Source organism: Shewanella sp. LZH-2, from assembly GCF_016859145.1.
GTDB classification, from domain to species: domain Bacteria; phylum Pseudomonadota; class Gammaproteobacteria; order Enterobacterales; family Shewanellaceae; genus Shewanella; species Shewanella xiamenensis.
Window position 1 is genome coordinate 3116841 of sequence record NZ_CP069350.1, and the last position, 11861, is coordinate 3128701.

10 protein-coding genes are annotated in these 11861 nt (G+C 47.3%); 2 read left to right on the plus strand and 8 right to left on the minus strand.

Going from position 1 to position 11861, the window contains the following annotated elements:
• Nucleotides 1-113 precede the first annotated feature (113 nt).
• Nucleotides 114-2930 carry a prolyl oligopeptidase family serine peptidase gene (locus tag JM642_RS13760; RefSeq protein ID WP_203431994.1) on the minus strand — a complete coding sequence of 939 codons (2817 nt, stop codon included), beginning with the start codon at nucleotides 2928-2930 and terminating at the stop codon, nucleotides 114-116.
• 254 nt (nucleotides 2931-3184) lie between these two features.
• Between JM642_RS13760 and JM642_RS13765 the strand changes: the two genes are divergently transcribed.
• Nucleotides 3185-4195, plus strand: coding sequence for an isocitrate dehydrogenase (locus JM642_RS13765; RefSeq protein ID WP_037416541.1), 1011 nt, complete (start codon nucleotides 3185-3187; stop codon nucleotides 4193-4195).
• Nucleotides 4196-4605: 410 nt separating this feature from the next.
• Here the strand turns inward: JM642_RS13765 and rlmM are convergent, their stop codons facing one another.
• The 4 genes from rlmM to JM642_RS13785 all read right to left on the minus strand — a co-directional run bounded on the left by rlmM (nucleotide 4606) and on the right by JM642_RS13785 (nucleotide 7888).
• Complete coding sequence (rlmM, locus tag JM642_RS13770) at nucleotides 4606-5691, minus strand: 23S rRNA (cytidine(2498)-2'-O)-methyltransferase RlmM (protein ID WP_047535846.1); 1086 nt, start codon at nucleotides 5689-5691, stop codon at nucleotides 4606-4608.
• A 153-nt stretch (nucleotides 5692-5844) separates the two neighbouring features.
• Entirely contained in the window at nucleotides 5845-6237 is a 393-nt protein-coding gene (locus JM642_RS13775; protein ID WP_037416529.1) for a DUF423 domain-containing protein, read from the minus strand.
• 93 nt (nucleotides 6238-6330) lie between these two features.
• Nucleotides 6331-6996: an alpha/beta fold hydrolase gene (locus JM642_RS13780; protein WP_069454567.1), complete on the minus strand. Its 666-nt coding sequence runs from the start codon at nucleotides 6994-6996 to the stop codon at nucleotides 6331-6333.
• Nucleotides 6977-7888 (minus strand): transcriptional regulator GcvA, encoded by a 912-nt coding sequence (locus JM642_RS13785; protein WP_037416523.1) that lies wholly within the window; start codon nucleotides 7886-7888, stop codon nucleotides 6977-6979. The genes JM642_RS13780 and JM642_RS13785 overlap by 20 nt, the downstream gene beginning before the upstream one ends.
• Before the next feature lie 176 nt (nucleotides 7889-8064).
• Between JM642_RS13785 and JM642_RS13790 the strand changes: the two genes are divergently transcribed.
• Complete coding sequence (locus JM642_RS13790; RefSeq protein ID WP_037416521.1) at nucleotides 8065-8298, plus strand: hypothetical protein; 234 nt, start codon at nucleotides 8065-8067, stop codon at nucleotides 8296-8298.
• A gap of 131 nt (nucleotides 8299-8429) precedes the next feature.
• On the opposite strand, the gene thiI is transcribed toward JM642_RS13790, so the two are convergent.
• The 3 genes from thiI to pomA form a co-directional block, all read right to left on the minus strand.
• On the minus strand, nucleotides 8430-9884 hold the full coding sequence (gene thiI, locus JM642_RS13795) for a tRNA uracil 4-sulfurtransferase ThiI (protein WP_203431995.1): 1455 nt from the start codon (nucleotides 9882-9884) through the stop codon (nucleotides 8430-8432).
• Nucleotides 9885-10100: 216 nt separating this feature from the next.
• The gene (locus tag JM642_RS13800; RefSeq protein WP_037416086.1) at nucleotides 10101-11021 is read right to left on the minus strand and encodes a flagellar motor protein MotB; all 921 of its coding nucleotides are present in this window, start codon (nucleotides 11019-11021) and stop codon (nucleotides 10101-10103) included.
• Between the two features lie 3 nt (nucleotides 11022-11024).
• Nucleotides 11025-11792 carry a flagellar motor protein PomA gene (pomA, locus tag JM642_RS13805; RefSeq protein WP_037416085.1) on the minus strand — a complete coding sequence of 256 codons (768 nt, stop codon included), beginning with the start codon at nucleotides 11790-11792 and terminating at the stop codon, nucleotides 11025-11027.
• Nucleotides 11793-11861 lie beyond the last annotated feature (69 nt).

The window sequence follows — 11861 nt, forward strand, 5'->3', positions numbered from 1 at the left end:
GTAATTCCAAGGGGATAAAAGGACTATTTCAATGAGCTAGCTCGCGCCCTTTTTGCCATAAAAAACGCCACCTTATGGTGGCGTTTGCTTATAGATAAACCTAAAACAGACGATTACTCATCATCGGCTTTATATTCGACATAGGCTTCGCCTTGGCTTAACCAAGTTGGCGCGGGTTTACCTTTAAGATAATGGTCGAAGTATTCCATCATCCGAATGCTGTAATCGAGCTTATTAGGGTATTTCTTCAGATGATGGGGTTCATCTTCATATTGTAAAAACACCACATCTTTACCCGCACGGCGCATCGCCAAGTACATTTCAACACCTTGCTCCCAAGGCACCGCATCGTCTTTATCGCCAAACATGATCATCAACGGCGTTTGAATGCGATCGGCATAAAACACGGGCGAGTTCTCAATGTATTTTTGTGGCGCTGCAAATAAACTTGCACCTATGCGGCTTTGGCCCGTTTCATATTGGAATTGGCGTGCAATGCCGGTGCCATGGCGAATACCGCTGTAGGCGCTGGTCATATTCGCCACTGGTGCACCAGCAACGGCGGCTTTAAACATCTTAGTTTGGGTGATGGCAAATGCCGTTTGATAACCGCTCCAAGAGTGCCCTTGTAAACCAATGGCGTTAGCATCGGCAACGCCCATATCGATAAGCTTTTGCACGCCCGAGGTCAATGTTTGTACTGAGCTGGCACCGGGATAACCGATATCGAAACGAATATCCGGCAAGAATACCGCGTAACCATTATTGACATACCAAGCGAAGTTAGGTCTATGGTTAACCTTCATTTGCGGAAAGGCATGCAGTCTGTCGGTCATCAATTCATAGTAGTACACCAGCACAGGATAACGCTCGCCCGCTTGATAATTGGTCGGTTTTATCAACACACCATCGAGCGGCTTGCCATCGCCATTGGTCCAATGCACCAATTCGGCTTGGCTCCAATTAAAGGCTTGGCGCTGCTTATCAAAATCGGTTTGCTTCACAGCTTGTTGTGGTGCTTGATAGCTTGCGGTGTATAAATCGGGGAAGAGATCAAATCGCTCCTTAGAAAACACCAAGGTATCCGCATCTTTACTACGGCCAAGCACAGTTAGCTTATACTCGCCTTCCATCAGGGTCTTAACGCCCGCTTCGCCAAGGGTCGCTTGATAAAAACCATCGGCCTTAGTCTTGTCGCTGTAACCATGCAGCAGCACAGTGGCGTTGTAGGCAAGCGTCGTTGGCTCATCGGGATTATCGACTAAACCTTCAACACGATATTGAATTTTTTGAGTGCGTCCCTGCCCTGCTGTTAAGGCAAAGCCCGTTTTCGATGCGGTGTTAAACTGCCACACATCGAATTTATCGTAGACGAGGAAGCCGGCATCGTCCTTAAGCCAAGGGCCAAAACCATAACCCGGCGCATTGGAGGGAGAATCATGATCTTCATCGGCAAAACTCACCTTTAAAGACTGGGTCAGATTAGTGCGGCGACCTTCGGCAATATCGTATAAATACACATGACCTTGCTGATAATAGGCCACATATTTACCGTCGCCCGATAAGCTTGGCTCAGCATCACTGGGTTGTTGGGTTAACAGCGGCAACTTGCGACCCGTATTGATATCCACCAAATAATAATCTTGATAGAACCCTGCCCAAGTGATCATCTTGCGATAGGGTAAGTCAGAGCTTGCCAGCATAAAACGCTTATGCTGTGACAGGGTGACATCCGGCACCGTTTTATCGCCAAGCTGCACCACATTGTTAGAGCCTAAATGCAGTACCGCTAAATAAGTACGCTTTTGCTCTGCCTCATATTGCTTAATTTCATGGGGTTTAATCCGCGGATCGTCCCCATGCCAGACTTTAAGCCCGCGCTGGCCAGTCACAATATCCTTATCGTAAAGATCTTTTTCTTCAGCTATTTTCTTCAAGCTAAGCTGCTGGCTCACCTCGGGCACGCGGCCAAAGAAGAGTCGCTCACTGTCTAGCGAGAAGTTTAAACTGGCGTAACGGTTTAACGTCCACTCTTTGGTGTTTGGCACAGGGCGAATTTTGCCCGAAGCGATATCGACTAGGCTTAGCTGATAGCTGCGGCCATAGGGTAATTCACTCGCATCTCCTTGAGTAAAGGCCAGCCAGCGACCATTTTTTGAAAGTGCTAGCGCGCCAATTTGTTGGGTTTGAGAATCAAATGCCGTTGATTTTTTGTAGTTTTTCAAATCAATTAGTTGCAATTGATGTTGCTTTGCTTCGATATCATTAACCGCGACGGCCAAGCGGCGACTGTCTTTATCAATCTGATAGGCGGTCACATGCTCCAGATCCAGCCGCTGCGATGGTGAAGACAAATTCACTAAACTCAAACGACGGCCTTGGTCGAACTTATCGACCTTCACCTTCTCGGCTTTGGGCTTATCATCAGTGCCTTCGGTTTTCTCTTTGGCGTCTTTTTTGGCCTCTTCGTCGGCTTCAAACCAAATGGCTAAATGCGCGCCATCGTCGCTAAAGACAAATTCTTTTACCCGTTCAAATTTGGTTTGCGTGCCCGTTTGGGTATCGAGCAACACCATATCGGCCTTAAGCTTTTTCTTAGCTTTAGCATCGCTGGTTTCAACTTTAAGCAAACTAGGCTTAACGGCCATCGCCACATAACGGCCAGTGTGACTCACGATAGGATCTGAGCCGCCTTCAATCTGAAAGTCTTTTCCTGATTGCAGATTTTTAATTAAACCATGGCTATCGCCACGATCCGGCGCCACCTCAACCGCCAGCACCTGACCATTGTCAGCGATAACGGGCTTTTCGAGGGACTCAAAATGCATAATGTCGGTCAGGGTAAGCGGTTTAGTGCTAGTTTCAGCATGGGCATGCGGCAATATTCCGAGGGATAACAGCACTAGCGATGTGATAGGTAATAACTTCAATGTCTTCCTCTTTTATATAGTTGTTAGACTAAAGTAGACTTTTTTAACCATTGGCTCTCCATCATCGTTATAACCCAGTATTTTTACAAGTTTTACCCAATAAAAAATCGTGACATTGCTCACTATTTCCTGTGAAGTTTGACCAAAGACGGTTAAAATAATAGTGAGAAAAAACACCAAATTCATAGTCATGTTACCCGGCTGATCCCGGGTCGGACAATTGCAGTAACGACGAACCGTGGAAGGACTTCTCCATGTCAAAAAGAACGATAACCGTAATTCCAGGTGATGGAATTGGCCCAAGTATTATTGATTCAGCCTTAAAAATTCTTGATAAAGCAGGTTGTGATTTTGAATATGAATTTGCCGATGCAGGCTTAACCGCTCTCGAGAAGCAAGGCGAACTACTTCCGCAGCGTACTTTAGAACTGATCGAAAAAAACCGCATCACCCTCAAAGGCCCGCTAACTACGCCTGTAGGCGAAGGTTTTACCTCTATCAACGTGACATTACGTAAGAAATTCGGCCTGTACGCTAACGTGCGTCCGGTGTTGTCTTTCAAAGGCACTCAAGCCCGTTATGAAAACATTGATATCATCACAGTGCGTGAAAACACCGAAGGCATGTACTCAGGCCACGGTCAAAAAGTGTCTGAAGACGGCAGCACCGCAGAAGCGACCAGTATCGTCACTCGCCAAGGCGCTGAGCAAATCGCGACATTCGCCTACGAACTGGCCCGTAAAGAAAACCGCAAGAAAGTCACTATCGTGCACAAAGCAAACATCATGAAGTCAACCTCAGGCCTGTTCCTGAAAGTGGCCCGTGAAGTGAGCCAACGCTACCCAGACATCAAAACCGAAGAAATGATCGTCGATGCGACTTGCATGAAGTTAGTGATGAACCCAGAAAACTTCGACGTCATCGTGACCACCAACCTGTTTGGTGACATTCTGTCGGATCTGTGTGCCGGTTTAGTCGGTGGTTTAGGTATGGCACCCGGCGCCAACATTGGCCGTGATGCAGCGATTTTCGAAGCGGTTCACGGCAGCGCGCCAGATATCGCGGGTAAAAACCTCGCAAACCCAACCTCTGTGATCTTAGCCTCTATCCAAATGCTGGAATACTTAGGCATGGCTGATAAAGCCGACATGATCCGTAAAGCCGTATCGGCAGTGATTGAAGAAGGCGACCGTACGACTCGCGATTTAGGCGGCACCCACGGTACGACTGACTTCACTCAAGCGGTGCTTGACCGTCTGTCATAATCGCTTTGCGCGAAACAAAAAACGCACCTTAGGGTGCGTTTTTTATGGCCGCCATTTAGGGCGTGTTGACGTTTCAGGGTTATTTTTGCAGCAATGTGGGCTGGCTTTTATGCAAGGCAAAGTCCGTACAGTGTAGTTATTCTACCTAAACGGACGATAACGCAGCAGAAACGTCAGCCAAATGCTGCCCGAAGGGTTCGTCTGGCAAGCCCTTGCTCTTACTTTCTGTCATAAGAGCCGCTCGTCATTTGAGTAAACTACACATCATTCCTCGTTTCGCGAGCACGTGCTTGCCTGAACGAACAAAATCTAATCTCGAAACGTCAACACGTCCTAGCAGAACAGCCAATAAAAAGCCCCAAACATGACTTGGGGCTTAACTCACTAAAATAGAGGTAAAGAACTGCCGATTAGTTCCAAGGCTGGCTAGGCTTAAGCCATAAGTGCACCGTCACCTCATCGCGGTCATGGTATAAATGCTTACACTGCAACTGGAATTCGTTGATGCCGTTTTCCTTGAGGATTTCCTGCATGGTATTCAAAATCGCCATCACTTCTTTATAACGGCTCTTCATCGGCAGCTTGAGGTTGAAAATGGCTTCTTTAAACCAGCCATTGATGGCCCAAGCCTCAATCAGCTCGGCTACACGCGCCGGTTTTTCAACCATGTCACACACTAACCAATAAATGTTTTTACGCTGTGGCTCGAAGCGGAAACCATCCTCACGGAAATGTTTCACTTGTCCGGTTTCCATTAGTTTTTCGTTCATCGGGCCATTATCGACAGCAGAGACCATCATGCCACGACGCACTAACTGATAGGTCCAGCCACCTGGGCAAGCGCCTAAGTCCACTGCATTCATGCCGCTGCGAACCCGCTCTTCCTGCGCATCTTTAGGCACAAACTGCGCGAATGCTTCATCGAGTTTCAGGCTTGAGCGACTTGGTGCATCGGCGGCCATTTTCAGGCGCGGGATCCCCATAAAATAGGGTGAGCTGTTGTTGCTGAAGGAATAACCAACGTAGGCGCGTCCTGGGCCAACAAAACACACATGAATAATCGGACGCTTAGGGTTTTCCTGAGCGAGTAAACTACCGGATTTTTTCAAATGCTGGCGTAAAGGCACAGTAAACTTACGGCAAAATGCCGACAGCTCTTTTGCTTCATTGGTATCAGGGGTTTCAACCCTCAGCTCGCCCGCTTTACTCACCTCACTAAGCGCTGCCACAATCGGGCTGACACGGTCAGACTCGGGCAAATCGGCTAGCAGTTCACTCGCGGCAAACATCTGACGAGCAAAGATCAGCGAATCTAACGACAGTTGCTTGGCCAAGGTATCGCCGCCATCATCGTCAAAACATTGGTATACCACATAGGCATCGTTATTGTTGGCCTTAACAAAGCCACCCACATTGAGCTCAGCCGCTCGCTGTTGGATTTCTGCTGCGCATTCTTTCTCATAGCCTGCACGGCAAAATAAAAATAGGTTTTTCATGGAGATCCTTAAGAAATCCAAGCCATAAACATGGCCGACTATCGATTTGGGCGCCAGTATAGCAATTTCAATACACAAAAGCCCGATTTGCTATCGGGCTTTTGTGCTATTGGCTGCGTGGACGCACGGCGCAGTGGCTGCGCCATACAAGCATTATGACTCGTTACCATCCACCACTTTATGGCGCCATACGGCCGCGGCCAGCAATAACCAACCTAAGAGGAAACAGCCGCCGCCCATCGGCGTGATAGGGCCAAACCATTTGCTGCCGACCAGCGCCAAACCGTAGAGCGAGCCAGAAAACAGCACTATACCCGCAATAAATAAATACGCCGCCCAATCGAGTAAACGTGAGGTTAACCACTGCCCCGCAAAAGCAACCACAATCAAGGCAAAGGTATGGTAGAAGTGGTATTGCACCCCAAGATTAAACACTTCAATCAACTCTGGGGGCGCCACGGCTTTTAAACCGTGGGCACCAAAAGCACCTAGCGCGACCGCAAAAAATCCGCTTACCGCGGCGAGTAACAACAATCCTTTACGCATTTTAACCTCCAAAAACCAATAGGCTTTACAACGGATGACGCCCGAGCCGTTAATCCAGGCTCTGAGCACTTTACGTCATATCAAGAAGAAACATTAGCCAATAAATTTTGCTGATAAATCAACAGCCAGTGCAAGGTTAGCCGCTTCAGTCGTACCTGACGACTTTCTTGGGACAAAACTATGATCCCCATCGGCTAAGTATTCAATTTGAATATCATTGTTAAGTGGCCAGCTAGGGATTTGCATCTTACCGCCAAACTTATCCCGCTCCCCTTGCAGCACTAACACGGGCACTTGGCAGTCGTTCAGGGGTTCCAACCTAGGCTCACCGCCCTTAAGCGGAATAAAGGGATAACCTAAACAAATAACCCTATCGATACGGCTGGCTTGTACGCTATCACAAGCAAGTAACGCCGCCATGCGTCCGCCCATGGATTTGCCCATCAAGACCACCCGCTTAACCTTAGGCTGAGCGTGCGCCACATCGAGCATCTCGCTAAAACAGGCAAGCAGCTTTGGCGCTCTGTCTGGCGGTCGCTTTTTACCATCCATGGCATTAGCCTGCATGTAGGGAAAGTTAAAACGCATCACTTGAAAGCCCTTGGTGACAAGACCTGCTGCCATTTGGCACATAAAGTCTGAGTCTCGATTCGCTCCCGCGCCATGGGCAAATAAAATCAAGATCTCTGAGGGTTCACCTTCTAACACATGGGCACTTAGTGCAACATTTACCGAGGGATTATCCGGGCAACAACTCACTGCGTGACTCCTCGGCAAACATATCTAACATCCACTCACGAAACGCGACCACTTTACCCAGCTCGGCATGATTCTGTTGGCATACGAGGTAGTAAGCATCTTTGCTCACTAACACTTCTTGGAATGGGCATACCAGTCGCCCCGCCTTAATATCGGGCCGAGCCAACACGCTATAACCTAAGGCCACACCTTGACCGTGGGCAGCCGCCTGCAAGACGAGGGAAGAATGACTGAAAATTGGACCTTGATTCACATTGATATCGGTAATACCGCATTGTCTAAACCACGCCTGCCAATCGTGGCGACTCATATCGTGTAGCAGTGTATGGTGTTTTAAATCTTCCGGCTTCGACAGCGGCTTAGGGCCATTTAACAGCATGGGTGAACACACCGGAATAAGCACTTCATTGCGAAGTTTATCGGCCCGCAGCCCAGGCCAATTGCCTAAACCATAATAGATCGCGACATCAACATCGTCAGTTAAGGAACTGGCCTCTGTGTCCACCGCCTTGATCCGTACGTCAATATCAGGATTCTTTTCACTAAACTTGGACAGACGCGGCACCAGCCACTGAATCGCAAAGCTTGGCGACATGCTCACGGTCAACGAACCAATAGCACTACGTGCAAGCAGCCTATCGGTCGCATCAGCCAATTGAATAAAGATGTCCTTAATATCGAGAAAATAACTCTGGCCTTCCTCGGTTAGCAGCAGTGAACGATTTTTTCGGCGAAATAATTTTAATCCGAGAAAATCTTCCAGCGCTTTAATTTGATGACTCACCGCAGCCTGAGTCACAAACAATTCTTCAGCCGCTCTAGTAAAGCTCAAATGCCGTGCGGCGGCCTCAAATGCTTTAACCGCATTCAGTGGTGGTAAGCGTCTTGACATAGTGATCTCTATCTCAATTTTTAATTAGTTTTTCTAATCCGTATTGTTACATTTAATCGTTTGTAAAGGCCAGCGTTTTTGATTAAATTTTGCGCCAACGAAACACATGAGTTGGACAATCTCGAACGGGTGATGGGAATGTCTGACAGCAATACTTTGTCAGCCCGGAGGCGACTATGTTCAATTTAAAATCTGCTTTTGCGTTAGTGTTAGTCAGCGCACTCAGTGCCAATGTCTACGCTAATGTTATCAATGCCGAAATTATTATCGACACCAGTGATTTACAAACAAGTATCAATGCCGAACTGACGGCAACGATGGAAAAAATGCACCAAGAAGCGCTGCAAGATCCCACCTTATTGATTGCCGATGAGGTGTTACCAGCACAGCAAGTGGTCAAAACCGAGTAAATTGCACTGCTTCGCAATAACATAAAAGCCGCATTCCAATGCGGCTTTTTTGTATTCGTTTGTCCCGTAGATTGCTGCATATCAAGGTCAAACCTGAGGTTTGACCTTGCATACGCTTTGCTGGCTATCGCTTAAGGGCGGTAAACCTTAACATTGTGATAACCTTGTTCAATCAGGTAAAGTGCCTGTAATTTACTCATCACGCCACGCTCACAGTACAGCAGGTAAGTCTTTTGCTTATCGAGATCGGCAAACTGAGTCGCTAATTTGAAGAAAGGAATACGCTTGATTTCCACGCCTTCAATCTCCAGCGGTTTATTCTCTTCTTCCTCTGGGGCGCGAATATCAATCACCACTTCATTGGTGTCGATAGCAACAACGGTCTCAGTTTCAGTGATACGGGTATTCATTTGTTCTGCTATCTCCCGGATATCAATGGCCACGGCTTGCTCTACGATACGGTCAATCAAATCCTCAGAGAATTTCGTCTCTTCCGCTTCCACCTTAGCCAGTACCGCTTTAACAGTCGGCTTTTGTGAAATCACCCCGCAATATTCCGGCATAGACTTAGCAAAATCTTCGGTGCCGATACGGCGGCATTCATTGATAATATCTTGCTTATCCATAGTGATCAGCGGACGCAAAATCAACATATCGGTGCAACGATCAATCACGTTTAAGTTGGTTAAGGTTTGGCTCGACACTTGACCCAAGCTTTCACCAGTCACAATCGCCTGAATGCCCATACGCTCGGCAATACGTGCAGCGGTGCGCATCATTATCCGTTTGAGCACCACGCCCATTTGACCGTTGTCGATTTTCTCTAAAATCTCGGCCACCACAGGCTCAAACGGCACGGACACAAACTTCACCTTGTGGGATTCACCATAGGTTTTCCACAAATGGTAAGCAACCTGCTTAACGCCAATCTCGTGCTGCGCGCCGCCTAGGTTGAAGAAACAGTAATGGGTACGAGCGCCCTTCTTAATAAATTGATAACTCGATACGCCCGAGTCAAAACCGCCCGAAATTAACGACAACACATCTTCCTGCGTTGCCATTGGGAAACCGCCTAAGCCTTCGATACGCTTAGTCACCATATACAGTTTATCGCCCTCGATTTCGAGGTTAACAGTGACTTCGGGGTTCTTTAAGCGCACGCCAATCGCATCGGTAAACTGGTTTAAACCACCACCGACATAACGCTCTACTTCAATAGAGTTAAAATCGTGATTACCAGTGCGCTTGACGCGTACACAGAAGGTTTTGCCGGCAATTTGGTCACGGTAAACGGGCAACACTTGCTGATAAATATCATCAACTGACGTAAAGCTGTATTCATCCACTTGCACTACGTGGGCGATCCCAGGGATACAAGCTAAACGCTCACCAAAGGCCTGAGCTAATTCAGGTTTATCATTTGGCACCTTTACCCAAATACGGTCCCATTGACGTTGCACTTTAGCATCTTCATCAACTTTTTTGAGCACGTTACGGATGTTGGTTTCAAGCATTTTAGTGAAGCGCATGCGCACAGGCTTACTCTTCATCATGATTTCTGGGTACAGCTTTACAATAAACTTCATGGGATTTCCGCGGGCAATTTTGGCAACAGCAAAATTGGTTAAAAGAATAATCGCCGGATTATAACAAACTCACGGCGATTGGCGCACCTGTTTCCACACTAGGGCTGCTCGTGGCGTGCGCTTACGCACAGTTGAACTTATAGTCAAAAAAGCCCAAATAAAAAAGCCGTGAGCAAGTCACGGCGTTTTTATCAAATAACTGATTTGGATTAAAAGCTATTTACCTATTTGAATTTCTTCGGATTCTTTTGCCTTACCTTGTTCAATCGCAATCTCAACTCGACGATTTCGCGCGCGATTTTCAGGCGAATCATTTAAGACAATTGGATTATTTGAGGCCATACCGACCACTTTCATCCGTTTAGGATCAAAACCCTTGACCTGCAATAACACATCAGCCACAGCTACAGCACGTTTACTGGAGAGATCCCAGTTTGAGCTATAGAGCTCATCACTTATCTGCATATCGTCGGTATAACCCGATACGGTGATAATTCCCGGCACATCTTTGAGCAACTCACCCACCGAACGCACCACGGGTTTAAACCGCGGTTGCAGGAAACCAGAGCCTGAGGCAAATGAACCTTTTTCACGGATGCGAATAATAATTTGCTGTCCAAGTGACTCAATTTCAATCGCACCATCGGTGATCTCTTTATTGAGCTCCTGCGCCATTTTTTTCACTTGCTGATTGATTTTATCCTGCGCTGCCGCAGCCTCGGCCTTCACTGCATCTGCGGTTTCTTGAGCTGTAGCCGTTGCTTCGCCACCTCGCTGCGAACCGTTCTGTTGTTGTACCCCACCCGCACTATCATCTTCCCCCGCTTGGAAATCCAACGTGGGTTCGGTCATTTCATTGGTTTGTTGGTTGATGATCTCAATCGGCGTGGGATCGGGACGACCAGGACGGAACTCGAGGGCAATCACAGACGTCCCCTTAGGAATATCTTTGACTTCGACTTTGTTTTGCACCCCAAATGCATACTTCATCGAACCTGCAATCTGCTTAAACTTCATCACATCCATTTCGGAGAATGACAGCAGCAACACGAAGAAACACATCAAGAGGGACATCAAATCGGCAAATGTTGCCAACCAGAGTGGTGCTCCGGGCGGTGGACAGTTGCACTTAGCCATGGGCTACTCTCCGTCCGTTGTATCGATTTTCCGCTGTTTTTCAGCAAGATAGTTTTTCAAAAAGCCTTCAATTACTCGAGGGTTTTGGCCATCTTGAATCGCCAATACCGCATCCATAATCAAGTTACGGTTTAGCATTTCCTCACCCATTCTAAGGCTTAATTTATCGGCGATAGGAATACACACCATGTTAGCCACTACCGCACCATATAGGGTAGTTAACAACGCAACCGCCATTGAAGGGCCAATCGATTTCGGGTCCGACATATTGGATAACATCGCCACCAAGCCCACTAGGGTACCAATCATCCCCATCGCGGGTCCTACGTCACCAAAAGCCCGGAAAATGGCGATGCCGTTGCGATGGCGCTCTTCGGTGAGGGCGATATCTTTTTCAAGCGCGGCACGCACCACCTCACCGTCATGACCATCCACTAACATATCGACGGCTTTTTGCATAAAACTGTTTGAAATTTGTGCTTCTTCAAGAGCAAGAAATCCACCTTTACGCGCCGCATCAGCCATCGTCACTGATTGTTCGATAAGATCTTCAGGTTTATCAATTTTAAACATAAAGGCTTTTACTGCGATTTTAACCGCACCTAAAAACTGTTTTAAATTGAATTTCATCATCACGACGAAGAAGGAACCACCGAATACGATAAAAACAGAGGGGACGTCGATAAAAATGGCAATGCCGCCGCTGGTCATCATGGCCCAAAGGATAAAACCAAAGCCCCCGACTAGTCCAATAACTGTAGCTAAATCCACAACGGCTCCTCAATATTCTGTATAAACGACATGATACTGACTCTATTGGCAAAATAACACTAAATGTCA

What these genes read in the sequence shown, in the direction of transcription:
- JM642_RS13790 (WP_037416521.1), top strand. Translation starts at nt 8,065, where the DNA reads ATGTTCAATTTAAAATCTGCTTTTGCGTTAGTGTTAGTCAGCGCACTC.
- JM642_RS13785 (WP_037416523.1), bottom strand. Translation starts at nt 7,888, where the DNA reads ATGTCAAGACGCTTACCACCACTGAATGCGGTTAAAGCATTTGAGGCC.
- thiI (WP_203431995.1), bottom strand. Translation starts at nt 9,884, where the DNA reads ATGAAGTTTATTGTAAAGCTGTACCCAGAAATCATGATGAAGAGTAAG.
- JM642_RS13800 (WP_037416086.1), bottom strand. Translation starts at nt 11,021, where the DNA reads ATGGCTAAGTGCAACTGTCCACCGCCCGGAGCACCACTCTGGTTGGCA.
- JM642_RS13765 (WP_037416541.1), top strand. Translation starts at nt 3,185, where the DNA reads ATGTCAAAAAGAACGATAACCGTAATTCCAGGTGATGGAATTGGCCCA.
- rlmM (WP_047535846.1), bottom strand. Translation starts at nt 5,691, where the DNA reads ATGAAAAACCTATTTTTATTTTGCCGTGCAGGCTATGAGAAAGAATGC.
- JM642_RS13775 (WP_037416529.1), bottom strand. Translation starts at nt 6,237, where the DNA reads ATGCGTAAAGGATTGTTGTTACTCGCCGCGGTAAGCGGATTTTTTGCG.